This window comes from Kitasatospora sp. NPDC059827 (assembly GCF_042731675.1).
Lineage (GTDB): Bacteria > Actinomycetota > Actinomycetes > Streptomycetales > Streptomycetaceae > Kitasatospora.
The window spans coordinates 113,333-135,362 of sequence record NZ_JBHWIV010000019.1; the positions used below are offsets into that span (position 1 = coordinate 113,333).

The 22,030-nt window shown below is 72.8% G+C and carries 22 protein-coding genes, 1 tRNA gene and 1 pseudogene; 10 read left to right on the top strand and 14 right to left on the bottom strand.

Annotation, left to right across the window (positions count from 1 at the left end):
- Positions 1-49: 49 nt before the first annotated feature.
- The gene (locus ACFV8H_RS15200) at positions 50-1,912 is read right to left on the bottom strand and encodes a helix-turn-helix domain-containing protein (protein WP_380399823.1); all 1,863 of its coding nucleotides are present in this window, start codon (positions 1,910-1,912) and stop codon (positions 50-52) included.
- Positions 1,913-2,124: 212 nt separating this feature from the next.
- On the bottom strand, positions 2,125-3,834 hold the full coding sequence (locus ACFV8H_RS15205) for a hypothetical protein (protein ID WP_380399824.1): 1,710 nt from the start codon (positions 3,832-3,834) through the stop codon (positions 2,125-2,127).
- A 185-nt stretch (positions 3,835-4,019) separates the two neighbouring features.
- Here ACFV8H_RS15205 and ACFV8H_RS15210 point away from each other — a divergent pair, with 185 nt between their 5' ends.
- The gene (locus ACFV8H_RS15210; RefSeq protein WP_380399826.1) at positions 4,020-4,493 is read left to right on the top strand and encodes a hypothetical protein; all 474 of its coding nucleotides are present in this window, start codon (positions 4,020-4,022) and stop codon (positions 4,491-4,493) included.
- Here ACFV8H_RS15210 and ACFV8H_RS15215 read toward each other — a convergent pair.
- The 4 genes from ACFV8H_RS15215 to ACFV8H_RS15230 all read right to left on the bottom strand — a co-directional run bounded on the left by ACFV8H_RS15215 (position 4,487) and on the right by ACFV8H_RS15230 (position 7,477).
- Entirely contained in the window at positions 4,487-5,683 is a 1,197-nt protein-coding gene (locus ACFV8H_RS15215; RefSeq protein WP_380399827.1) for an AAA family ATPase, read from the bottom strand. The genes ACFV8H_RS15210 and ACFV8H_RS15215 overlap by 7 nt on opposite strands.
- A gap of 69 nt (positions 5,684-5,752) precedes the next feature.
- Positions 5,753-6,025 carry a hypothetical protein gene (locus tag ACFV8H_RS15220; protein WP_380399829.1) on the bottom strand — a complete coding sequence of 91 codons (273 nt, stop codon included), beginning with the start codon at positions 6,023-6,025 and terminating at the stop codon, positions 5,753-5,755.
- Positions 6,026-6,027: 2 nt separating this feature from the next.
- Entirely contained in the window at positions 6,028-7,179 is a 1,152-nt protein-coding gene (locus tag ACFV8H_RS15225) for a hypothetical protein (protein WP_380399831.1), read from the bottom strand.
- Between the two features lie 73 nt (positions 7,180-7,252).
- Positions 7,253-7,477, bottom strand: coding sequence for a helix-turn-helix domain-containing protein (locus ACFV8H_RS15230; protein WP_380399833.1), 225 nt, complete (start codon positions 7,475-7,477; stop codon positions 7,253-7,255).
- Positions 7,478-7,929: 452 nt separating this feature from the next.
- Between ACFV8H_RS15230 and ACFV8H_RS15235 the strand changes: the two genes are divergently transcribed.
- On the top strand, positions 7,930-9,942 hold the full coding sequence (locus ACFV8H_RS15235; RefSeq protein ID WP_380399835.1) for a tyrosine-type recombinase/integrase: 2,013 nt from the start codon (positions 7,930-7,932) through the stop codon (positions 9,940-9,942).
- 53 nt (positions 9,943-9,995) lie between these two features.
- Here ACFV8H_RS15235 and ACFV8H_RS15240 read toward each other — a convergent pair whose 3' ends face one another.
- Positions 9,996-10,130, bottom strand: coding sequence for a hypothetical protein (locus ACFV8H_RS15240; protein ID WP_380399837.1), 135 nt, complete (start codon positions 10,128-10,130; stop codon positions 9,996-9,998).
- A gap of 238 nt (positions 10,131-10,368) precedes the next feature.
- On the opposite strand from ACFV8H_RS15240, the gene ACFV8H_RS15245 reads away from it, so the two are divergent.
- Positions 10,369-11,562, top strand: a complete 1,194-nt coding sequence (locus tag ACFV8H_RS15245) for a hypothetical protein (protein WP_380399839.1) — start codon at positions 10,369-10,371, stop codon at positions 11,560-11,562.
- Between the two features lie 83 nt (positions 11,563-11,645).
- Positions 11,646-12,359, top strand: coding sequence for a hypothetical protein (locus ACFV8H_RS15250; RefSeq protein WP_380399841.1), 714 nt, complete (start codon positions 11,646-11,648; stop codon positions 12,357-12,359).
- A gap of 116 nt (positions 12,360-12,475) precedes the next feature.
- Here ACFV8H_RS15250 and ACFV8H_RS15255 read toward each other — a convergent pair whose 3' ends face one another.
- Positions 12,476-12,676, bottom strand: coding sequence for a hypothetical protein (locus ACFV8H_RS15255; protein ID WP_380399843.1), 201 nt, complete (start codon positions 12,674-12,676; stop codon positions 12,476-12,478).
- A gap of 122 nt (positions 12,677-12,798) precedes the next feature.
- Entirely contained in the window at positions 12,799-13,689 is an 891-nt protein-coding gene (locus tag ACFV8H_RS15260; RefSeq protein WP_380399845.1) for a restriction endonuclease, read from the bottom strand.
- A gap of 229 nt (positions 13,690-13,918) precedes the next feature.
- Between ACFV8H_RS15260 and ACFV8H_RS15265 the strand changes: the two genes are divergently transcribed.
- Positions 13,919-14,509: a hypothetical protein gene (locus ACFV8H_RS15265; RefSeq protein ID WP_380399847.1), complete on the top strand. Its 591-nt coding sequence runs from the start codon at positions 13,919-13,921 to the stop codon at positions 14,507-14,509.
- Positions 14,510-14,725: 216 nt separating this feature from the next.
- On the opposite strand, the gene ACFV8H_RS15270 is transcribed toward ACFV8H_RS15265, so the two are convergent.
- Positions 14,726-14,798: transfer RNA gene (locus tag ACFV8H_RS15270), tRNA-Lys, on the bottom strand.
- 48 nt (positions 14,799-14,846) lie between these two features.
- A complete protein-coding gene (locus tag ACFV8H_RS15275; RefSeq protein WP_380399849.1) occupies positions 14,847-15,599 on the bottom strand; it encodes a DNA polymerase beta superfamily protein in 753 nt (250 codons plus the stop codon).
- A gap of 112 nt (positions 15,600-15,711) precedes the next feature.
- Between ACFV8H_RS15275 and ACFV8H_RS15280 the strand changes: the two genes are divergently transcribed.
- The 3 genes from ACFV8H_RS15280 to ACFV8H_RS15290 all read left to right on the top strand — a co-directional run bounded on the left by ACFV8H_RS15280 (position 15,712) and on the right by ACFV8H_RS15290 (position 18,484).
- Entirely contained in the window at positions 15,712-16,929 is a 1,218-nt protein-coding gene (locus ACFV8H_RS15280) for a DNA glycosylase AlkZ-like family protein (RefSeq protein WP_380399851.1), read from the top strand.
- A gap of 10 nt (positions 16,930-16,939) precedes the next feature.
- Positions 16,940-17,701, top strand: a complete 762-nt coding sequence (locus ACFV8H_RS15285; protein WP_380399852.1) for an SDR family oxidoreductase — start codon at positions 16,940-16,942, stop codon at positions 17,699-17,701.
- A gap of 87 nt (positions 17,702-17,788) precedes the next feature.
- Positions 17,789-18,484, top strand: coding sequence for a tyrosine-protein phosphatase (locus ACFV8H_RS15290; RefSeq protein WP_380399854.1), 696 nt, complete (start codon positions 17,789-17,791; stop codon positions 18,482-18,484).
- Between the two features lie 33 nt (positions 18,485-18,517).
- Here the strand turns inward: ACFV8H_RS15290 and ACFV8H_RS15295 are convergent, their stop codons facing one another.
- On the bottom strand, positions 18,518-18,982 hold the full coding sequence (locus ACFV8H_RS15295) for an RICIN domain-containing protein (protein WP_380399856.1): 465 nt from the start codon (positions 18,980-18,982) through the stop codon (positions 18,518-18,520).
- A gap of 58 nt (positions 18,983-19,040) precedes the next feature.
- Between ACFV8H_RS15295 and ACFV8H_RS15300 the strand changes: the two genes are divergently transcribed.
- Together ACFV8H_RS15300 and ACFV8H_RS15305 are read left to right on the top strand one after the other, a co-directional pair.
- Positions 19,041-20,135 (top strand): hypothetical protein, encoded by a 1,095-nt coding sequence (locus tag ACFV8H_RS15300; protein ID WP_380399858.1) that lies wholly within the window; start codon positions 19,041-19,043, stop codon positions 20,133-20,135.
- Positions 20,136-20,243: 108 nt separating this feature from the next.
- The gene (locus ACFV8H_RS15305) at positions 20,244-20,579 is read left to right on the top strand and encodes a hypothetical protein (RefSeq protein WP_380399860.1); all 336 of its coding nucleotides are present in this window, start codon (positions 20,244-20,246) and stop codon (positions 20,577-20,579) included.
- 50 nt (positions 20,580-20,629) lie between these two features.
- On the opposite strand, the gene ACFV8H_RS15310 is transcribed toward ACFV8H_RS15305, so the two are convergent.
- Positions 20,630-21,463, bottom strand: coding sequence for a TIGR02452 family protein (locus tag ACFV8H_RS15310; protein WP_380399862.1), 834 nt, complete (start codon positions 21,461-21,463; stop codon positions 20,630-20,632).
- A gap of 221 nt (positions 21,464-21,684) precedes the next feature.
- Positions 21,685-22,030, bottom strand: a pseudogene (locus tag ACFV8H_RS15315) (RNA helicase); the annotation flags it as partial.

The following is a 22,030-nucleotide window of genomic DNA, read 5'->3' on the forward strand; positions in this document are numbered from 1 at the left end:
CAGCACACGTCCCATCGCCACCTGTAGCGGCCTGTCGGGGCGCAAAGGCCTACGAACTAGGCAGTGGCAGAGGGAGGTTGTACCGGCTGGAGATCGCGAGAACGACGTCGTACGCGTCGGCGGACTGGTTGAGCAGATCGCGCTGGAGGTGCTTCGTCGCCTGGCGCAGCCGCTTACGGGCGGTCTGCGTGTGGATGCCGAGGGCCTCGGCTGTGCGGGCGGTGTCGCCGTTGGCCAGCACCCACTCCTTGAGGGTGCACGCCAGTTCCCCCGACAGCGGGTGCAGGAACTCGTCCCTCCACGCACGGACGTCGGAGCCGGCCAGGTACTCCCGAAGGTCGGCTGGCCCGACGTCGAGCGTCTCGCCGCCGCACTCGTCCGCGATGAGGGCCTCCAGCGCGACGGCGGTGAGCGCCCTGTCACGGATGCTGTCGAGGTCGACTCCGAGGATGCTGGCCGCGGACCGGACACGGTTGGCGACGGTGTTGCGATGGGCGCCGGTGAGTTCGGCAGTCGCGCGCACCGATGACTGGAGGGTGAGGTTGAGGGCCTGGATCAGCACGTCCCGGTCCGCCGCCCGCTGGGCAAGGAGCGGCTGTAGAACGGCGCTGGCCCAGCCAGGGTGAAGCTGGTTGAGCAGTTCGGGCAGCCGTCCCTGCTCGTTGTAGAGCGCGGTCCGGCTGCTGTCGAGCCTGGCGTTGGCGAGGGCGCGCAGGGCGTGGCGGTAGGACTGGTCGGTCTCGGCCAGGGGCTTGGTGGAGCTCACGCCGAGGTAGCGGTGGCGCTGGACGGCGACCAGGCGGCACAGGGCGGCGCCCACTTCGTCCGTACCTGGTTCGGTGGGGCAGGGCTGGGGAGCGACGATGATCAGGTGCTCGTCGTAGACCGGGCACTGCACCACGAGGGCGCGGCTTCCGAGGGTGCGCCGGCACTCCTCGTCGAGCTGGTTGCGTTCGGACGGGCGGCTTTCCAGGATGTAGACGCGGGCGGTGTCCTGGTCGAGGAGTCCCGGGTAGAGGCTGGCCGCGGTTCGCTGGGCTTTGAAAACCTCTCCAGTCATCAGGAGTTGCAGGATCGCGATGCGCAGCGCGTTGGCCGTGGCCTGGTGGTTGTGAAGGTCGGTGTCGGCGTCCTCGACGGCGAGGTGCAGGGAGATCAGGTCGGCCGCCCGGTTGATGATCTGGGTGAGCCCGCGGTCGAAGGGGGCTTCGCGGGCCACGACGAGGACGGCGCGGGGCTGGGAGCTGCCGACGGCGACGAGTCGGGTCTGGTGGCCGTCGTGCTCGAGGGCGGCGGACTGGAGGGTGCCGCCGGCGATCTGCGTGATCTTGTCCGCGACGGCGGTGAGCTTGTCGGCCGAGCGCTGTGGGGCGACGGCGGTGAGCGCTCCGTCCCGGCCGACCAGGACGACTCGGCTGGAGGTTTCGGAGGCGAGCCAGCGCACGATGCGGCCGGCGTGCGGGGCGTCGGAGGTGACGCGCGCCTGTCCGAGCAGCCAGTCGCGCCACTCGATGGCCCGGTGCAGGTTGTTCATCCGCTCGTGGGTAACCGCCTCGGCGAGGTCGGCCCAGGAGGTACGGGCGGGCAGGGTGAGGAACGGCACGCGCAGCTTGCTCATGGCGTTGACGAGCTCGATGGGCACGTAGCCGGTCGTGGAGATGACGGCCAGTGCCGCGGCGCCGGCGCCTGCGGTGCAGCTGACGAGGCGCTCGAAGCCGGGGTCGGCTGGGGCCCAGTCGTCCAGGTCGGCGACGGCGAGGGTGCCTGTCAGGCTGCCGCGGGCCCGGGGCCTGTCGTTGGGGTGGACAGGCCAGACTGCCGTGATGGCGCGCACCCTGGCGCTCGGCGGTGTTCCCGGGAATTCCGTCAGCCCGAATTCGTCCATCTCGATGAGACGTTCCAGTGATGGCATGGTCCCCCCTCTGCTGAATCACCACGCTTCCTGGATCGCGAGCATGCCAAATCTGCGGCTCCCCTTCGCAGGATCTGACCGGCCGCGCCCCCGGAAGACATGCCATCAAAACCCGGACCATCTCCCATGTCAACGGGAATAGTTGGATCACTCATTACTGACGGATTGCCAGATAATTCTGGTGTCGTAGCCTTGATTTACCCTGTCTCCGGTCAAGCGATCACCCGGACGCGACGCCTCCCGGTGTGCGGCTCGTAGGGCGCCAGCAGGACCGCCTCCGCTCGGTCCGGCGAGCTGACACCGCGCCGCCGCATCGACCGTTTGGACTCGATCACGGTCCTTCCGCCCGAGTTGGTCTCCAGCTTCGGGGCGGACATCTGGGCCTGGGTACGGCGGTCGACGCGCAGCCGTAGCGAGCCCTGCCCGTGGGGAGACAGCAGCGACCGCATCGCCAGCCACATCTCGTCCCGCTTGTTGGAGGGGCGCAGCGTCGCGGCCTCGTCGTCCCGGCCCGTGCTCTCGCTGGCGAGCACGGTGACGATCTCTGCGCGGTGGAGGCCTTCGCGCCGCCAGGCTTCCAACAGGCCGGCGACGCCCCAGCCGATGCCGACGCCGTCGATCTTGACGCGTACGGGGGCGGTGCTGCCGAGCGCTGCGGCGAGGTCCTGGGCGGTCTTGATCTCCCGCAGCACGACTCCGGCGACGACGACGGGGTCGGCGTTGTCCTGGCCGGCGCTGGCGTGGCGCAGCTCGACCAGGTCGCCGACGGAGCGGGCGATGGCGAACTCGTCTCCTCCGTCGGCGGCGACGTCGACGCCGAGCCTGACCCAGGCGCCGCGCCGTACCCGGTGGGCGCTGGTCTCGCCGTCCAGACTGAGGGTGTTGAGGGCGACGTAGTCGGGGCCGTCCGGTTCGGGGTTGTCGCTGGCGCGCTCGACCCAGGAGGAGGGGATGGCGCGGGCCTGGCCGCCGCGGGGGAAGCGGGCGTGGACCTTCGCCTGGACGAAGGGCGCGTCCTCGCCATGGTCGCGGATGGCCTCTTCCACCCACTGGGGGTCCACGAGGTGGGTGGCGAGCAGGTGGGCGGGTGCCTGGGGCGGGCAGGCGCGGCAGCGGCGGGTGCGTTCGCCGGACAGCAGCGGGGTGTCGTAGACGCTGATCGGCAGCACGCGGACCGTGGGGTCGGCGCAGGTCTGCTCGAACCAGCTGCCCTCGTCGTCGGTGGCCGGGTTGCCGATCAGCAGGGCGCGGGTGTGCTCGCCGGTGAGCAGGCCGCGCATCGCGGCGCCGATGATCCGGCCGATGCCGCCGGCCTCGTCCACGATGACCATCAGGCGGGGCGCGTGGATGCCCTGGACGGCGGACTCGTCGTGCGGCGGGGCGCTGAACCCGTAGGCGACCACGGTGTCCGAGCCGTGGCGGTCGGGCATCTTCCACTGGGTGACGCCGACGTCGCCGGGCAGGCCGGCGCGGGCGACGATCTGGCGGATGTGGGGCCACATCTGGCGCTGGACCTGGCGGGCTCGGGTGGCGGTGGTGACCGTGAGGGCGGTGCCGGGCGGGTGCACGGCGGCGGACCAGACGGCGGCGCGGGCGGCGATGTGGGTCTTGCCGGAGCCGAAGCAGCTCGGGACGGCGACTCGGCGGTTGTCGACCAGGGCTTCGAGGATGTCCCTCTGGCGGCTCCACTGGGATTCGCCGAGGACGTCCTCCACGAATCCGACAGGGTCGTCGGCCCACAGGGCGTAGGGGGTGCCAGCCTCGGCGTCGGCTGCTGCGAGGACCTGGGCCCAGTCTCCGGTGTCGAGGGTGGCGTAGAAGCGCCGGCGGACGGCGGGTGCCGAGGAGGCGAGGTCCGTGTAGAGGCGGCGGCCAAGCTTGCCGGGACGGGGTGCGGGCACCGCGGGCAGCGGCCTGGTCACGTGTTCCTCCTGCTCGTGTCGGTCGGCAGGCCACGGTGCCCGACCTGCGCTCGGGTGTCGCGCCGAGGGAACCCGCAAGGGATTTACCTTGCTCTGCTTTATCGACCTAAGTCAACTTATCTGCGAGGCTGGTACCGCCAGCCGGGGACCGCGAACCCCCGGCCCCAGCCTCAAGGAGACCAACCATGGCCCCGACCAACCGAATCACCGCCCGGCACGCGGCAGTCGCCTTCGCCCTCACCACCGCCTTCACCACCGGCATGGCCATCAGCACCCACCCCACCACCGCCCCGGCCAACCCGGCGATCGTGACCACCAGTCCCGCCCCGGCGCAGCCGATGCCCGCCACCGCCCCGGCGGCCCCCACGATGGACCCGCAGACTGCTCTCTCCCCGGCGGCCGCCTGCCCCGTCAACGCCCCGAGCCCGGCCGCCATCACCCTGCCCGAGACACCTGCCACGGTCACCGTCACCGCCCCGGCGGCCACGATCACCGAGCCCGCCCCGACCGTGACCGTGACCATCACGGCCACGCAGATCGTGACCGCCCCGACGGTCACGGCCCCCGCCTCGTCCCCGACCGCCCTCACCACCCTGCTCCCGACCTCGGCTCCCTCCCCGACCCCGAGCACCCCGCGCGGCCCCCAGCCGAGTCACTGATCTGAGACCGGGGCTCCTCCGACCGAGGAGCCCCGGTCCGGCAGGGACAGCACCCAGCCTCTCGCCGTCTTCGACGCCACCACCCCGAGCTGGCGCCGTGCCCGTTGCACCGTTCGCGGGGCGAGCCCGACGGCCGCGGCCGCCGCCAGCACGTCCCGGGTCGGCGCCGGGCCGGCCGCCAACATGCGGGCCAGGAGCCTGTAGGCGCTGGTGCTCGCCGGGCGCCGCCGCGACAGGTCCGCGACGCTCATCGCCTCGTCGCGCCCGCTCGCGAAGCGGCTGCTCCACGCCACGGGCCGGGTCCGGCCCGCCTGGCGGAACTGCAAGCCGCCCATGACCGCCCACTCGCTGCTGAACACCGGCACCAGCGCCATCGCCCCGTCCGCACCGTGGACAGCCATGTGCACCGCCGCCGCGTGCGAGGACTGCGACGCCTCCTGCGCCCGCCGTGAGGACGACCAGCCCGCGCGCTTCGACGCGTCTCGGACCGCCAGGACCGCGGTTCCGACGCGCTGCGCGAGTTCCGCGAGCGCCCGCACCACCCTCTCGACGGGTATCCGGTACGGACAAATCGTCATGAGGTCCAGCACCACCAGGTCGGGGCGGTGTTCGCGCAGGAGGCGCTCCAGCTGGTCGGCGTCGCCGGGCAGGCGCAGCCCTCGCCGCCCACCGCGGCCACCCAGCACGGGGGCCACCTCGACCCGCTCGCTGCCCGGCCCGCAGGCCTCCAGCAGTTCCGCCGTCCGCCCGGCCGTCTGCGGCGATGCGAGCACCAGCACGGTGCGCGCCGCCTGGGGCTGCTGCCCGTCGGGCAGGGCCGCCGCCGTCGCCGCCCGCACCGCGACGTCCAAGGCCAATGTCAGGGCGCTCACGCCGTCCTCGCCGTCGATCAGGCTCAGGCCCGTCGACGGCACGTAGCCGGGCCAGATCCAGCCCGGGCCGTCCTCGAACGCCGGCGGCGCGACCACCACGTACTCCGGGCCCAGCCGCAGCGCCCCCGCGATGTCCTGCGTCTCGCACCCGTCGGCCAGACAGTCCAGCTCCACTCGGCCGTCCCCGGCCGCGAGCACCAGCAGGGAGCCTTGCCGGTCGTCGTGCGCTGGGCAGCGCGCCAGCCAGCCGCCCTCGGTCGGCCGGACGTTCCCCCAGCGGCGCAGCGCCGCCAGCACCGTCTCGTACTCCTGCGCCACGCGCCCTTCCTCCGTCGATCTGATCTCAGCCAGCCCACTGGACTGGCAGGCTGGTTCGGCCCCACACCGTCAAGACACGCGACGGCGCGAAGGGTTGCTCTCCAGGGTCCGCGCGATGCAGGTGGCCGCGTGCGGCTGGTGCAGCCGCTCGTACGACAGCAGCGGCAGTTCCGCGTTCGGGCGGCGCGAGCGGATGGTGCCGATGCCGTCGCGGTAGACCGCGGTGTTGCCGATCGCGCACGGGTTGGCGTCGACGGCGAGTCGCGCGCCGGCGGCGGTGATGGTCCAGTGCACGGCCGTGCCGCACCGGCGGCACCGGGCGAGGCCTCGCGTCGGCAGCATGCTCATGCATCTCCGGCTGCCGCGGTGTCGTCGACGAGAAGTGCCGCCACCGCCCGCCAGCCGAACAGGGCTACGGCGTGGGCCTGGCCGTGGTCGGCGATCGCCTCCAGCACCTCCAGCAGGTCGGGAGCGGCCGCGCGTCCTCCGGGCAGCGCGGCCATCAGCGGCCTCTGCCCCGGCATCGGTGTCGCGCCTGCGGGTCGGGCTCCGGCAGCTGGCACTGCGGGCAGCAGCGTCAACGGCCGGTCAGTGGCGGGCTCGGCTTCCTGGTCGTGTGCGATCGCGGTCTCGATCGAGGCGAGCCGGTCCGCGACGCTCACCTGCTCCGCAGGGGCGGGCCTTCGGCGTGCCGCAGTTCGGCGGCCGGGCCCGGCCACCGAACGGTCAGGCGAAGGACGTCCGGGCTGCTGCCGCTGCTCACGCACCCACTTGCGCCACATGGCCTGCCAGTCCGCGCCGAGGGTGGCGCGGCCGTGGTGCCAGTCCGTGAACGCCGCTGTCACGGCCGCCAGCCCGGCCGGGCCGCCGAGGCGGTCCAGGTGGCCGTCGGCCGCCGCCCACGCCAGCGCCGCAGCGTCCGGCCAGAAGCCGTCGGGCAGGGGGTGCTGGCGCGCTGCCGGCCCCCACCCACCTGCACCTTCCCCACCCGCACCAGCCCCCTCCCTGCGGGAGGGGCGGGGAGGGGCCGGGCGCGCACGAGGGCGCTGGACGTCCCCCGGGGACGCGGGCGGCTGGCCTGCGCAGTCCTCCCCGGACGGGAAGGAGTTTGGTCCTGGGTCGTCGGCGGAATCGTCGCCGTCCTGCGGCGGGTTGCGCTGCTGGCGCTTCTTCTCGGCCGCGCGCTGGCGCCGCTCCTGGACCTGGCGGCGGCTCGGGTTGGCGTCCAGGTAGCCGTGCATCACGTAGTCGCCGCGCCGCGGTTGCGGGCAGCGCGTGCACGCGTGTCCGGCCTCGTGCCATAGTCCGGAGGCGAGCAGCTTGGCGATTTGCGTGGCGGTGCCGTTCTTCGCCGCGATCGCTCCGGGGATCACCCCGTCGGTCAGGTGGGCGCTCGCGTAGGCGCCGCAGCGCACCCACAACCCGGTGGCGGCGTTGCCTGCCGCGAGGATCTTGGGGTGGTCGTCCGTGTTGTCGCCGACGGCGAACCAGGGCATGCCGGTGGTCTCCTACCAGGGTGGGGTGCCGGGTCCGCAGGCCGGCACGGCGATCGGGGCGAGGCGGTGACGCTCAGGCGGCCGTGTCGGCGGCCTGAGCGTCGAACCCCAGCAGGACGCGCAGCTTCGCGGTCGGCACGAGCACACGACGGCCGACGGTGATCGTCGGGATGTCACCGCGCCGGGCGGCGTTGTAGCTGGCGGCGCGCTCGAGGCCGAAGAGCCGGCCGGCCTCGGGCACGGTCATCGTCGGCTGGACCTGGGGGTCGGGAAGGGCGGGAACGGGGCTCGTCGTCATGCCCGCACCCTGGCCCGCCCCGGGCCCTACCGTCCCGCCGTCCATGGCCGGTGCGGGCAGTCCGGGTGTGTGCCGCACCGGCTGCACCGGTACACCGAAGGCCACATCCGTGCAGGTCATCGCCCATGCGAGCCGCGAATGGCGGCCTTGCCAACGGCTACTGCCCCGTCCGGACCGGTCGCCTGCGGCCGTGCGAAACCCTGGCCAGCACCGCATGGCAGCGGCCTGTCGGCCTCTCCTCCGTCCACCGTGGTCCACCCCCGTCCATGTCGGCGGTAGCGCGGCTGACCCCGTCCAGCCTCAGCGCGACCCAACCGCGCCCCCGGCCGTACGGTCACGGCCAACCCCCCACAACCACAACGCCCTGTGCCCTGACCTGCACGGCAACAGTGACTGTGGGCGTGCCGTAACCACCGCCCCAACCAGCGGGGCCCGAACGCCGATTGAGAGAGATGAGCGAGCGCGAGTCGAAGAAGGACGGTCCCGGGTCGGTCTACCGCCGCTGCACCTGCCGCGAGCCCGTCCTCGACGAGGACAGGCAGCCGGTGCTGGACGCCCAGGGAAAGCCGAGGATGCGCGAACTCGGCTCCCGCTGCCCGAAGCTGAAAGGTAAGAAGGCCCACGGCACATGGTGGTACTACCTCAAGCTCAAGCCCGGCCCCGACGGCAAGCCCAATCGGGACCGCAAGGGCGGCTACGAGGACAAGGACGCCGCCTTGGCCGCCTTGAAGAAGGCGATCGCCAAGGTCGACCGCGGCGAGGTGATCGACCACCGCACCACCGTCGCCCAGTACTTGATCAAGTGGCTGGATCAGCGCAAGACCCTGGAGCCGACGACCGCCAGTTCCTACGAGAGCCACCTGCGGATCTACCTGATCCCCGCGCTCGGCCACATCAAGTTGGAGGACCTGACCGCCGAGCCGATCGCCGACATGTTTGACGCGATCCAGGCCCGCAACGTCGTCATCGCCTACGAGCTGGCGCTGATCGCCCAGGCTCGTACCGAGTACGCCGAGTGGAAGGCCCTGTACGGGCGCAAGCCGGGCCGGCCGAAGAGGAACGCCCAGCCTCCGCCGGTGCCCGCACCGGAGATACCCAAGCGCGAGCCGCACGCCCAGATGCGCATCGTCTCCCCGGCGACCATGCAGCGCATCCGCGCCACCCTGCGCTCCGCTCTCACGGCGGCGGTCAAAAAGGGCCAGATCAGCCGGAACTGGGCGAGCCTGGTCGACCTGCCCTCCGGCAAGCGGCCGAAGGCGCTGCTGTGGACCCCGGAACGTGTGGAGGCGTGGCGGCGCACCGGCGAGAAGCCGTCGAAGGTGATGGTGTGGACCCCGGAGCAGGCCGGGCAGTTCCTCGACGGGATCGAGGGGGACTGGCTGCGCGCGTTCTGGCACCTGGCGATCTTCCGAGGACTACGCCGGGGCGAGGCCGCCGGCTTCGAGTGGTCGAAGGCCAACCTCGAGACCGCGGTCATCACCGTCGACTGGCAGGTGGTGACCGTCGGCGGCAAGCCTCTCGGGAAGAAGCCGAAGGCCGACAGCGAGCGCACGCTCGCCCTCGACAGCCACACCCTCCAGGAGATGCGGGACCACCGCGACCGGATGGCCGAGGCCCGTCGCGACGCGGCCGAAGCCGGACGGGCGTGGCCGGTGACCGACAAGGTGTTCGTCCGCGAGGACGGCAGCGAAATCAACCCGGACTACCTCACCGACCGGTTCGAGCTGCTGTGCAAGAAGCTGGGCCTGCCGCCCGTGCGCCTGCACGACCTGCGGCACCTCGCGGCGACCCTGCTGCTCGGCGCGGGCGCGGACCTCAAGGTCGTGCAGGAGGTACTCGGCCACGCCACGTACGTACTGACCGCCGACACCTACACCTCCGTCCTGCCGTCCCTGGACCGCGAGAACGCCGAGAAGGCCGCCGCCCTCGTCCCGGTGAAGTCCCGCAGCAGCACAAGCGCCCCGCTGGTGTACCTGCTGGTGCTCGGCGGGATCGAGGTCGCCATGACCAACGCGGAGGACGCGCACGCCATCGTGGACCTGTGGAACGAGCTCCTGGCCCACGGCTACGCCGGATTGAAGGAACGCCCTGCGATGATGCCGAAGAAGCGCACCCGCTGGTCCGGCAGGGGAGTGCTGTGGGAGCGCCAGCCCCGGCACCAGCAGTTGCACTCCGCCGTGGCTGGCGTCGACCGGCGCTCCGGCGCGGTGATCTACCAACTGCCGCTCCTCGAACAGCCCTGCTTCGAGTTCGAGCGCGACCTGTACACCGACCAGGCCGCCGTCAGCTCCGTGCAGCTGCGCCACGGCTTGCGCGGCACCATCGAGGTCGTCGCACGAGGCACTGACGAGGCCGCGGTGGAGAGCGCCTTCGAACACGCCCTGGAGCAGGCCGCCCAGATGCACACTGCCAGCGCTCCCGAAGGCGACGACGACCAGCTCCAAGGCGACATTGTCGCGACGTAGCGACCTTGTGGGCGACACCCGAGGGGGCGGAGAGGAGCACTCCGGCCCCCCTTCTACCGACTGTGCACCCACCACACCAGCCATGCGGCCACGGCGTTGCCCAGCCCGTAGCCGGAGCCGGCCATCACGCCGCACCAGAACCGTTGCAGGCTGCGCCTGCCCGCCGTCTGGCGTCGGCGCCCACTCACTGCGCCGTCCACGCGTGTCATCAACTTGTACCCCATGAGACCTCCTTGGCCATCCCGGTTCGGGTTCACCGGCCAGCCTGTGCGGGCCGGTGAACCCAGCAGACCAGACGCCCCGCCCTCTGATTCCGGGAGACCTCGGGGGGTTCTACTCGCCGCCCCAGCACCGCCGCACCCGCGCCGTATACCACGAACGCCAGCAGCGAGGCAGGGCCAACTCCCTTGCCAGTAGCGTTAACTCATGGTGAGAACCCAGCCCAGCGCGGCCGATCAACTGCTGCTTCAGCTCGCCGCCGAGCGCGGTACAGAGGTGTCCGGCCGCCAGCTCGAACGCTGGCGCGCCCAGCCCCGCCCCCTGCTACCGGCCAACTCCCGCACGTTCCTGGGTCAACCCACTGGCGGAAGCACCTCCACCGCCGACCCGGCGCTGGTCGACCTCGTGGTGTGGCTCGGCCAGCACAGCCGCCCCGGCGCCGACCCCCTCTACCTGGCACTCAGCGCGTTCGGGGCCGGACTGCCCGTCCCGGAGGGGACAGTCCGCGAGGCGTTCGCCCGGCAGGTCGTCCGGTTCGCGGACCGGATCACCGCCCGGCTCGGCCCGGCCCCGGAGCACGGGGACATCCAGGAGTGGGTAAGTGACCAGGCCGACGAGGTCGCACAGGAGGGCGCGCACCGCCTCACGGGAGTGAACCGCCGGATCCGGGTGATCGACAAGCAGCTGCGACAGCTGCCCGCGCTCGCCGAGTTGTGGCAGTTCGCCGCCGACTTCGACCCGGCCGGCGCGTGCGCCGAGCCGCTGGACAACACCGGTCTGCTGTTCCACGGCCTGACGGCGGCCGTCGGCGGGCCGGGCGGGATCGACCCGGAGGTGATCGCGAGGATGGCCCGTTCCCAGGCCGGCCGAGGGGCACCGCAGTACACCGCGCACCTGCTGGAGACCGACCCCCGCGACCCTCTCGTTGCCGTCCGGACCATGCCCACTCACCAGCTGCCAGGGCTTCCGGTCGACAGCTTCATGAACCACTTCGTCTCGGTGGCCCGGGAAGCACCACTGGAGCGGCTGCAGGCCGGCTGGACGGCGGCAGGGGAGATGGCCGTCTGGGCCCGGTCCCTTTGCTGCGCGGTCGAGGCGGAGATCGAGTCCGAGCAGCCGGGCGAGGCCAGCCGCGAGTGGGCCCTCGGTCAGTTCTTCGGCATCAGTCGGATGTACCTGATCAAGGGCCTGGCTGAGCCCTCCCCAACCGCTGGCCAGCAGGCGCTGACGGCGTTGGAGCTGGTGTTCTCCTTCGACGCGATCAACAGCGTTCTCGCCACGACGGATGCCGACGGGCACGAGACGATGCTGCGTCTCGCCCCACCGTTCCTGCTCAAGCTGGCCGCTGTCAATGTTCCGTCAGGCACGGCCAGTGTTCACCCATCGCCTACGGCGAGTTAGAGCGCCCTGGTACGCATCAGTTCGCTACCGCAGATCCAGTAAACACCTTCACAAGAAGGTTAGTTGAGCAACATGGCGGTGCAGTGATTCTTGGCGACCTCGTCACCCTTGCATCAGGTGACGCGCGAGGCCAGACCCAGGCAGAGGCAGCAGCAGTACTGCTCCTAGCACTTGGATCCCTCGGATACACCTCGATCCGGTACGGAACCGAGGCGGCGACGATGGGCGAGCTGGAACGAGCCGGCCTGATCCGTCGCCGTCGCCGCTGGCGCGGCATAGTCGTCGTACCTCAACCTGACCGTGGCGCTGATCTGTTGTACCGGTACTACGCCCAAGCCAGAGGCCAAGCCTCGGCGACTCATGCATTCGCTATCGGGTCATCCGTGTTGGGTTTTCTGGTCATGCTCGCCGGGGGCCTTGACGCAATCTACGCCGGGAGCCTCCAGCCCCAGTCGGGGGTTGCGCTTCTGTCCGGCTTCGTCATCCAGCCGATCTCCCTGCTCTTCTTCCGCATCAACGCCGAGGCGAAGAAGAGGGCTGACGCTTACCTCGACAAGCTGCGCACCGACGTAGAGAACCGGCGCAAGCTGGCACGGCTCGAGGAGGAGATCGAGCAGATCGAGGACCCCCGACTGCGTGATGCGCTCCGCGCCACGGCTGTACTGCAGGGGATGGGGAGTGCTGAGATCGCGGAAGCGCTCTCCCGTGAAGTGTTCGCCAACAGCCTGATCCGGGAGCCTCCGGCACCTCGCGCTGAGGAACCTTCCTCTGTAACAGTCCCCGGCCAAGCGGGTTGACCGCAAAGACGACGACAGCGGCCACCACGGCCCGGCCGGCGGTCCGTCCCCGCAGCTGCCCGGGACGATGACAGCGAAGGCCGGGGCGCCCTGCTTCGGGCGCCCCGGCCTTCGGTTCACATGCGCCGGCGTTCGAAGAAGACGAGGAACGGGGTGACGAACCCGCTCGCCTCGACCGGCGTGGTGTGGCCGACGATCACCAGAAGTACGCCAGCCATCAGCGCGGCGCCGTAGACGCCAGCGCGCACCGGGCTGTCGCCCTGTCCGCCCGCGGCGGCCGAAACGGCGTTGTCCTGCTGGTCCGGGGGTTCAGCCATACTGGAAGGGCTCCTGTTCACGAGAGGGCAGGACAGTCATCGCCCGCAGCGCCTGATGAACTCTGCGGGCGACGCTCTACGACGGGGTCGGGGCTCGGCCAGGCACGGCCAGCGCCCCGACCTCAGTCGAAGCTTGAGGTGAAGGCGCCGTCCTCCTCCAACCAGATGACCTCGACCATGATCGAGCTGCACAGGTCGATGAGGTCCTGGCGGGGCTTGGACCCAGTGAGAACGGCGAGCCGCGGCGTGGGCGAGAGGAACCGACGGAAGTCGAGGAGCTGGCCGATCGCCAGCCGCACGGCCTGCCGCGTCGGGCTCGCCTTGCACTCGACCAGCACGTTGTCGGTCCGGTCGTAGAAGTCAGTGACGAACGGCCGCACCTCGCCGGGCGGCTGAATCTGGTATCGCACGACCTCGTGGCCGAGGCGCTCAAGGTGCGCGCGGTACCGGCGGGAGAGGTCGGCCTCGGAGTCCCGGTTGGCTCGGACCACTCGCTGGCTGAGCCCGCGGCTGCCGATCACCGCCCTCTCCTCCGCGATGCGGCGCTCCGGGCCCGGGATCGTGGTCACCACCGGGGTGGTGGCTACCGGGTCACCCACCGACCGAAGACGGAAGACGATCACCGTGCGGAGATCACCATCGGCATCGATGGCGTCCTCGGAGACGTAGGGCTGTTCCTGGTCGAGTTCGAACTGGCCGAGGCAGCGGTAGACCGCCCGGTCCGTCTTCTGCCACACGTACACGTCGCGGCCGGCGTCCTTGTGCGTCAGGAGTGCCTTGTTGCCCTGGGTCAGTGTTTGGTCGCCCTTCTGCCCGGCTCCGGTGTAGAGGTAGGTCCCGTCCTCGGCGAACCCGTCGGCCAGGCCGAACTTCTCGGTCGCGATCGGGTCGGAGAACAGGTGGATCATGCCCGCCTGCCCAGAGATCGAGATCCCGCTCTGGCGGTTGCCCCCGTACGCCTCATGGAGCTCGGACCGAGGCATCGCCTCGCCGGGCTCGGGCCGCTTGCTCATCCACGCCTCCTCTCGATCGTAGGTCCACTCTGCCACAGAAGCGTGACGCTAATCCAGCACGCTTTCGCCCATGGGCTAGGCCCTCTGGCAGCGCAAAATGGGTCTTACATGCATATATCGAGAGCGGTGGATCGCAACGCATGTTCGGCCGAAACCATATCGTTATCAAATTCCTCAACCAGAACCCTTGATGGTTGGTCACTCGAACATGCAATCGAATAATGGCCTTATGTCGACCACCGAACCCCCTATCCCGGCCGCCGCGGAGCAGCAGCGCGACGCCGAGGTCGCACCTGCGGCTCTGATGACCCTGCCGGGGCCCAGCCGCGACCACAGGAAGTGGCGGCTGGTCGAGATCCGGCGGCAGGGGCGCTGGCAGCCGGCCATGCTGACCGTCTGGCGGCGACCGCCGGGCAGCCCGCTGTGGGTCGTCCATGTGATGTGGAGCTCCGACCCCGACAGCGGGTGGGGGTGGTTCGTGTTCTCAGACGCGACCATCCGCCCGATCACGGACTTGGGCGAAGCCGCGCCGGCGGGCGCGCCGTTCTTCGGCCGGTGGCGCGATGCCGTAGCCGTGCCGCGCGAACTCGCGCCGCCCCCGGGTGCAGACCCGGGCGATCAGGAGCGTTGGCAGTTGGCCTGGATCAGGATCGGCGGTGCATGGCGGTCCGGGCTGGTGACTGCCGTCCGTCGGCCGGCTCCGACGATGCCGTGGATCGCGTACTGCCGATGGGGAGAGGACAAGCAGGTCGCCTGGCTGGTGCACGACGGCCAGGCGGTGCGCCCGGCCGCCGACGCCGAGAGCGCGCACGAAGGGTGAGGGTTCGCCCCGAACTTGGAGGCTGCTGGACCGCCATGGACGTGGGTGGAAAGGGGCCAGGAGGGGGCACTTCGGGGGCTCTATCCCCGCTCCGTCCCCGCTCGGGGACAAAGGGGACAAAATGAAGGCTAGGCAAGGCACCTGCGCAGACCGCGAGGAAGCGTCAAACGCAGAAAGAGCCAGGTCAGTTGGTGTCTGGCCTGGCTCTTTCGTCGGTGGGCCACCAGGGGCTCGAACCCTGAACCTACGGATTAAAAGTCCGCAGCTCTGCCAATTGAGCTAGTGGCCCGCGGCCCTGCGCCCCGGGGAGTCCCGGGTGGAGAGGGCCACGGTGATCCTACCCGGTGGGCCCCAGGGCTCCGCCAGTGGATTGGGTGGGCGCGCCGGGTGCCGGGGGTGCGCCCCGGGGCGGGGCGTAGTGGGCGGCGCGGACGCGGCGCAGCCAGGCCTCGGCGGGGCGGGGGTCGGGGGCCTCGGGCAGGACGCCGGGGCCGGCGAGGCGGTCCGCGGCCTCGGCGAGCAGCTGTTCGGCGGTGGCGGGGCGGTCGGCGATGCGTTCGCCGAGCTCGCGGACGCGCTCGGGGTCGGGCAGCCGGATCAGGTTGCGGCCGGTGCGGTGCAGCCGGACGGCCTGCTCGACCAGCCGGACGAGGTGCCGGGCGTGCTTGGCGGCCCGCCGGCGGGTGGCCGGGTCGGTGGTGTCCCGGGTCAGCAGCTTGCGGAACTGCTGGTCCGCGTACCCGAGATAGGCCCGGCGGACGGCGGGGGCGCTGAGGAAGGTCGACCGGATCCCGACCAGCTCCCGGCCGAGCGGGGTGGCGGTCTCGTACAGCTCCTCGGGCAGCCAGACGAGTTCGGAGGCGGTCGGGTTGCAGGACAGTGCCAGGCGGCACCACTTGGCGGCCTCGTGCAGGGTGACGTCCGGCTCGGTGGTGACGTGCGACTCGGCCGGGCGGTGCAGTCCGTGCAACTCCTCGGTGGGGACGGCGAACAGCCCCAGCCGGTCGACGTCGGAGCCGGCGTGGGCGAAGCCGTAGGCGGTGGAGCCGACGATGCCGGAGAGCAGCACGGTGCCGGGTGTGTCGGTCATGCGTCCTCCTCTCGATCACCGGTTCTGCCGGGTACCGCATCCTCTCCGGAACGGGCCGCGCCGGGCGAGCGATTTCCGGTCCGGGGCCCGCCCGGCCGCCGATACTGGCCCCATGGAGCACGATCCCCGTCCGGAAGCCGTCGGCGTCGAGAAGCTGCGGGCCTGGTGGTCGCACCGGCAGTGGCTGGACCGCCCGCACCCCGGGGCGTCCGCCGCCGAGGTGCTGGCCGCGACCGGCTGGGCCCGCTCGGTCGGCGGCGCGGCCCCGTACCTGGGCCTGTTCGCCCGGGCCGGGCTGGGGCGGGCGGCCGTGGACGCGGCGGTGGCCGACCTGGCGGTGCACGAGCTGCCGTCCGCCCGGGGCTGTACGTACCTGCTGCCGGCCGCCGACTTCACGCTCGGGCTGGCGGTCGGCGCGGCCGCCCCGGAGGGCGAACTGACGGCCGCGGCGAAGCACCTGGGGGTCGGCCGGGACGAGGTGGAGCAGCTCTGCCTGGCCATCGAGCGGGCGCTCGCCGACGGCGGGCCGCTGGACCCGACCACGATCCGGGAGGCGGTCGGCGACGCCGTCCGGCCGCTCGGCGAGGCGGGTCGCAAACGCGGCCTGGCCACCACCCTGCCGCTCGCCCTCGGGCTGCTGCAGTCGCGCGGCCGGATCCGCCGGGTGCCCGTCAACGGCCGCCTGGACCAACAGCGTTACGGCTACGTCGGCTGGGACCAGCCGGTCGCGGGGGACGCCGTGGACCTCGCCCGCCGCTACTTCTCCTGGGCCGGGCCGGCCACCCTCGGGCACTTCCGCTGGTTCTCCGGCTTCTCCGCGGCCACCGCCCGCCGGGCCGTCGCCGAGGCCGGCCCGGTGCCGCTCGCCCCCGGCTCGGAGCTGCTGCTGCCGCCCGAACTCGCCGAGGAGTTCGCCGGGTTCGAGCGGCCGGCCGAGCCGCACTACACCCTGCTGGCCGGCATCGACGGCATCCACCTGCTGCACCGCGACCTGTCCCGGCTGCTCGACCCCGCGGACGCCGCCCGCCCGCTGCCCGCCGGCCGGGCCGGGCGCACCTTCGGCGGCGAGGCCGACCCGCAGACCCACCTGGTGCTGGACCGCGGCCGGATCGTCGGCCTGTGGGAGTACGACACCGAGCGGGCCGAGATCGTCCACCAGTCCTTCGTCCCGCCGGACGACGCGCTGCGCGCCGCGGTGGCCCGTACCGAGGCGTTCGTCCGGGACGAGTTGGGCGACGCCCGCGGGTTCGGCCTCGACTCGCCGAGGAGCCGCGCCCCCAAGGTCGCCGCGCTGCGGGAAGCCGCCGCGCGGGGGTGGCCGGCCGGGTAGCGTACGGCCCATGTCGACCACCAGCACCGACGGAGTCCTGCTCGTCACCGGCGCCGGCCGCGGCATCGGCGCCGCCACCGCCCTGCTGGCCGCCCGCCGCGGCTACCGGGTGTGCGTCAACTACCGGACGGACGAGGCCTCGGCCGCCGCCGTGGTGGACGCCGTCCGGGCCGACGGCGGCACCGCGATCGCCGTCCGGGCGGACGTCGGCCGCAGCGCCGAGGTGGAGCGGCTGTTCGCCACCGTGGACGCCGAACTCGGCCCGCTCACCGGGCTGGTGAACAACGCGGGCACGCTGGAGCGGCAGTGCCGGCTGGAGGACATCGACGAGGAGCGGCTGAACCGGATCTGGACGGCGAACATCACCGGCCCGTTCCTGTGCGCGGCCCAGGCCGTCCGCCGGATGTCCACCCGGCACGGCGGGCGCGGCGGCGCGATCGTCAACGTCGGCTCGGCCGCCTCCCGGATCGGCTCGCCGAACGAGTACGTCGACTACGCGGCGGCCAAGGGCGCGGTGGACTCGATGACCCGCGGCCTGGCACTGGAGGTCGCGGCCGAGGGCATCCGGGTCAACTGCGTGCGCCCGGGCCTGATCCACACCGGCATCCACGCGCTCGGCGGCGAACCGGGCCGGGTCGACCGGGTCGCCCCGGGCCTGCCGATGCGGCGCGGCGGGGAGCCGGAGGAGGTCGCCGAGGCGATCCTGTTCCTGCTCTCCCCGGCCGCCTCGTACACCACGGGGGCGTTCCTGGAGGTCTCCGGCGGGCGCTGACGGCCCCGACCCGGGGGCGGGGATTCGGCGAACGGTCCTCTCCGGTTTCCTTCCCCCCGCTCCGTCCGCGCCCGTACCGTGGGGGCCATGACCGCTGCCTTCATCGACATCCCCGGTGTGCGCAACTTCCGTGACGCGGGCGGGATCGGCGCCCTGCGCCGGGGCGTCCTCTACCGCTCCGGCTCCCTCCACACGCTCACCGAGGAGGGCGCCCGGAAGCTCAAGGAGCTCGGCCTGCGGACGGTGATCGACCTGCGCAGCCCGTTCGAGCTGGAGGTCTGGCCGGACCAGCGGCACGGCCTCGACCACGAGTCCCTCAACCTGCCGACGCTGCCCGCCGACCGCGGGGACCTCACCCGGCCGTGGCCCGAGGACCAGGCCGCGCTCTACACCTTCATGCCCGAGACCGCCGGCCCCTCGCTCGCCGCCGTGATCCGCCGGCTGGCCGCCCCGGAGGCCGTCCCGGTGATCGTGCACTGCGCCGTCGGCAAGGACCGCACCGGCCTCACCGTCGCCGTCCTGCAGTCCCTGCTGGGCGCCTCGGACGCCGACATCACCGCCGACTTCCTGCGCTCCAACGCCGGCCTCGGCCTGGAGGACGGCCCCACCCCGTACGTCGACGAGACCGGCACCGAGCGGGTCTCCCGCCCGGTCGACGCCGCCCTCCTCGCCTCCTCCCTCGCCTGGATCCGCACCCACCACGGCACCGTCCCGGCCTACCTCGCCGCCCACGGCACCACCGAGGCTGAGCTCGCCGCCCTCCGGGCCAACCTCTCGGCCTGAGGGCAGCCCAGGCTCAGGACCCCCGGCCCGGGGTCAGTCCTGGCGTTCGAACCGCCACCACTGGGTCGGGGCGTCGGCGTCCTCCCACTGCTGGACGCCGGCCTCCGTGGCGGTCAGCGGCTTGCCGCTGATGAAGCTGGTGACGGTGTAGGTGCCCGGGGCGTCCACATGGGCCTCCAGCAGCCACTCCTGGGCGCCGAAGGCGTTGGCCGACCACTGCTGGATCGGGACGCCGTCGTCCGGGGAGGCACCGGTGACGTCCAGGCGCTTGCCACTGCCGGCGTTCTCGATGTGGAAGAGGGCGCCGCCCGGGTGGACGGCGGTGAGCAGCCAGAGCTGGGCGTCGGTGCCGTCGGCCGGGCCGAGGCGGATCCGGGCGCCGCTGCGCCGGGAGGCCTCGGCGACCTCCAGCAGCAGGCCGCTGCCGACGTTGCGGATCCGGTAGCGGCCGTCGGTGACCGCCCGGTCGGCCGTGCTGTCAGGAGCGCTGTCCGTCATGGCCGCAGTCTCGCACCCGCGGCTGACAGCCCGGCGTGATCCGCTTATGCTGCGGCGGATGTCCACCCAGAGCGTTCCGCCGACCCGTCAGCAGCCCACCCTCCTGGCGGCGGTGGCCGGACTGGAGGCGGTGGTCGCGGCCGGCGACGACGAGGGCTTCGGCCCGGCCCTGGGCCTGGTCGGCGGGCTGTTCGGCCCGGCCGATCAGGCCGAGCGGCGGGCGGCCGGCCCCCGGCTGGCCGCCCTGCTGCCGGACGCGCCGCCGTTCCCCCGGGCGCACCTGGCGATGGTGGTGGGCGCCTGCGTGGAGTCCGGTGCCGATCCGGTGGCCTGCGCGGGCCCGGTGCTGGCCGGTCTGCGCGGGGCGCTGACCGGTGCCCAGCGGCTGGTCGAGCACTGGGCGCGGACCGGCGGCGGGCCGCTGCCGGACCAGGAGGCCGACGATCCGGCCGAGGCCCACGCCCGGATCGAGGACCCGGAGCACCTCGACCCCTGGCACGCCCACCTGGCCGTGGTCGCCTGGTGGACGCTGCACCTGTGGCAGCAGGCCGCCCGGGCGGTGTACGCGCACCCGTCCGTCCGGACCGAGGCCCGCGCCTCGGGCGTCACCGAGGTGCTGCTGGAGCTGTTCGACCGGTACGGCGGCGAGCGCCACGACGTCAAGGGCCTCACCCACCTGGCGCTGGTGCTCGACGACGAACCGCTGCTGGTCCTCGACCGCCCCACCGGCACCGGCTACCTGCTGCGGATGAGCGGGCTGAGCGACACCTTCCAGCTGCACACCCTGCTCGCCGACGTGCTGATCGGCGGCGGCCACCTGCCCGGCCTCCCGCAGGACCCGGAGGTGGTGGCGCTGGCCCGGACGGCGGTCCTGGACGGCCGGCGGCTCACCGCCACCGGCGCCTTCAACCTGGTCGCCCCGGACGGCTCCTGGCTATGGAACGAGGGCACGCCCAGCGACGTCCCGCTGCTGGACGGGGTACGCACCCTGGTGCTGGAGCCGCTGCCGTACGCACGCAGCTGGTCGGCCGGGCGCTTCCTCCAGGAGGTCCCGGGCGACCTCCGGCTGGAGCGGGTGCTCGACCCGGCGGAGGCGGCACGACGGCTGGCCCGCACGGTGCCGGGGGCCTCCCCGGCCGCGGCCTTCGGTTGAGCCTCCCGGCCCCCGGGCCCCCGGCGGGCCGCTCAGTTCACCGGGTTAGGGTCGGAAACCGACGCACGTCCCCTACGAGCCCTACGAGCCCCACGAGTGGAGTCGACGATGGCGAAGGTCCCGAACGCGCTCGCATCCGCCGCGCCCGCCGCACTGACCGCGGCGAGCGGCCTGGTCGGCGGTTACGGCGTGGCCCGCTGGAGCGGCCGGCGCGAGCTGGGCGGCGTGGTGCTGGCGGTGGCCGGCGCCGGCGCGGCCGCGCAGTGGCGCCGCAGCTCGGGCACGGCGACCGCGGCGGCGCTCACCGGCCTGTACGTGGCGGCCTTCGGCGGTTCGCACCCGCTGGCGAAGCGGATCGGCGCCTGGCCGTCCGTGTTCGCCGTCACCGGGGTGGTCGCGGCGGCCTCGACGGCGGCGACGCTGCTCTCCGCGCGCAAGCGCTGAGCCGCACCGCGCGCGGGCGCTGAGCTGCGGACGCCGAACCGCCGGCCGGTTCAGGACGGGACGACCGCCGGGCCGAACCGCGCCTCGAAGGCCGCCCGGTTGGCCGAGACCGGCGAACGGTCCCAGACCGCGAACACCACCCGCTCGAACGCGCCCCCGTACCGGGCCAGCGCGCCCTCGAAGGCCTCGGCGACCTGGGCCGGGTCGTTGCGGAACACCCCGCAGCCCCAGGCGCCGAGCACCAGGGCGCGGACCTCGTGCCGGGCCGCCGCCGCGAGCACCCGGACGGCCCGCTCGGCGAGCACGCCCCGGACGTCCGCACCGGCCGAACGCCGTTCCAGCTGACCGGCGTTGGGGGCGGGCGAGGTCAGGAAGGTGACCGGGTACGGCCGGGCCAGCAGCCCGCCGCCGCCGTCCCGGACCACCGGCACGCCGGGCGAGACGACGACCCGGTGGCTGTACCGCAGGTCCGTCGAGGCCCGGTGCGCCTCGTAGTAGTCCGGCGCCTCCAGCAGGCAGCTGTACAGCAGCGCGCTGCGGCACAGGTCCTCCTCCTGGGCGCGGGCGCCGCGCAGGTACCCGCCGCCGGGGTTGCGCGCGGAGGCGAAGTTCAGCACCCCGACCGGCCCGGCCCCGGCCGCGACCAGCCGCCGGGCCGCCTCGACGCTGCCCTCGGCCGTGACCTCGACCGGCCCGCCCGCGGGCCCCCGCTCCCCGGCCGCCAGCAGCGCCGCCAGCCCCTCCGGGGAGTACGACACCGTGCCGGCCCGGGCGGCCGCCAACTGCTCCCCCACCTGCACGAGTTCACCCCCGGCCGTCCGGTAGCTCCCCCGCGCGGCGATCTCCTCGTTCACCCGTGCCACTTCGTGCAGTCTGCTGCTCATGTCCGTGACGCTACGGGACTACCCTCAGCGCGCGCCACAGGTTATTCTCACTTCCAGAACAACACCTCGGGGGCGAGTACCAGCGAGGTGTGGGGGGTATCGGGGGATACCCGGGGGAACACGAAGGGCCCGCTCCGGGGGACGGAGCGGGCCCTTCGTGTGTGGTTCAGTCAGCCGGCCGGCGGTCGATCACCGACCGGGCCGCACGACCTCGTCCGAGGTCAGTTCTTCCAGCGCGGCTTGCGGTCGTCGCGGTTGAAGCCGCCACCGTTGAAGCCGCCCGAGCGCTCGCGGTCGCCGAAGCCACCGGAACGGCCACCACGGTCGTCACGGTTGAAGCCACCGCGGTCGGCCTGCGGACGGCCACCGGCGCGGTGGTCGTCACGGCGCGCGAACGGACGGCTGCTGCTGCTGCCGCCGCGCTCGTCGCGGTCCCGGCCGAAGGACGGGCGGTCGCCGAAGGAGCGGGCCGGACGGTCGCCGAAGCCACCGGAGCGGCCGCCGCGGTCGTCACGGTCACGGTTGAAGCCGCCCGAGCGCTCGCGGTCACCGAAGCCACCGGAACGG

What these genes read in the sequence shown, in the direction of transcription:
- ACFV8H_RS15200 (WP_380399823.1), bottom strand. Translation starts at nt 1,912, where the DNA reads ATGCCATCACTGGAACGTCTCATCGAGATGGACGAATTCGGGCTGACG.
- ACFV8H_RS15210 (WP_380399826.1), top strand. Translation starts at nt 4,020, where the DNA reads ATGGCCCCGACCAACCGAATCACCGCCCGGCACGCGGCAGTCGCCTTC.
- ACFV8H_RS15220 (WP_380399829.1), bottom strand. Translation starts at nt 6,025, where the DNA reads ATGCTGCCGACGCGAGGCCTCGCCCGGTGCCGCCGGTGCGGCACGGCC.
- ACFV8H_RS15225 (WP_380399831.1), bottom strand. Translation starts at nt 7,179, where the DNA reads ATGCCCTGGTTCGCCGTCGGCGACAACACGGACGACCACCCCAAGATC.
- ACFV8H_RS15230 (WP_380399833.1), bottom strand. Translation starts at nt 7,477, where the DNA reads ATGACGACGAGCCCCGTTCCCGCCCTTCCCGACCCCCAGGTCCAGCCG.
- ACFV8H_RS15235 (WP_380399835.1), top strand. Translation starts at nt 7,930, where the DNA reads ATGAGCGAGCGCGAGTCGAAGAAGGACGGTCCCGGGTCGGTCTACCGC.
- ACFV8H_RS15245 (WP_380399839.1), top strand. Translation starts at nt 10,369, where the DNA reads ATGGTGAGAACCCAGCCCAGCGCGGCCGATCAACTGCTGCTTCAGCTC.
- ACFV8H_RS15255 (WP_380399843.1), bottom strand. Translation starts at nt 12,676, where the DNA reads ATGGCTGAACCCCCGGACCAGCAGGACAACGCCGTTTCGGCCGCCGCG.
- ACFV8H_RS15260 (WP_380399845.1), bottom strand. Translation starts at nt 13,689, where the DNA reads ATGAGCAAGCGGCCCGAGCCCGGCGAGGCGATGCCTCGGTCCGAGCTC.
- ACFV8H_RS15265 (WP_380399847.1), top strand. Translation starts at nt 13,919, where the DNA reads ATGTCGACCACCGAACCCCCTATCCCGGCCGCCGCGGAGCAGCAGCGC.
- ACFV8H_RS15275 (WP_380399849.1), bottom strand. Translation starts at nt 15,599, where the DNA reads ATGACCGACACACCCGGCACCGTGCTGCTCTCCGGCATCGTCGGCTCC.
- ACFV8H_RS15280 (WP_380399851.1), top strand. Translation starts at nt 15,712, where the DNA reads ATGGAGCACGATCCCCGTCCGGAAGCCGTCGGCGTCGAGAAGCTGCGG.
- ACFV8H_RS15285 (WP_380399852.1), top strand. Translation starts at nt 16,940, where the DNA reads ATGTCGACCACCAGCACCGACGGAGTCCTGCTCGTCACCGGCGCCGGC.
- ACFV8H_RS15290 (WP_380399854.1), top strand. Translation starts at nt 17,789, where the DNA reads ATGACCGCTGCCTTCATCGACATCCCCGGTGTGCGCAACTTCCGTGAC.
- ACFV8H_RS15295 (WP_380399856.1), bottom strand. Translation starts at nt 18,982, where the DNA reads ATGACGGACAGCGCTCCTGACAGCACGGCCGACCGGGCGGTCACCGAC.
- ACFV8H_RS15300 (WP_380399858.1), top strand. Translation starts at nt 19,041, where the DNA reads ATGTCCACCCAGAGCGTTCCGCCGACCCGTCAGCAGCCCACCCTCCTG.
- ACFV8H_RS15305 (WP_380399860.1), top strand. Translation starts at nt 20,244, where the DNA reads ATGGCGAAGGTCCCGAACGCGCTCGCATCCGCCGCGCCCGCCGCACTG.
- ACFV8H_RS15310 (WP_380399862.1), bottom strand. Translation starts at nt 21,463, where the DNA reads ATGAGCAGCAGACTGCACGAAGTGGCACGGGTGAACGAGGAGATCGCC.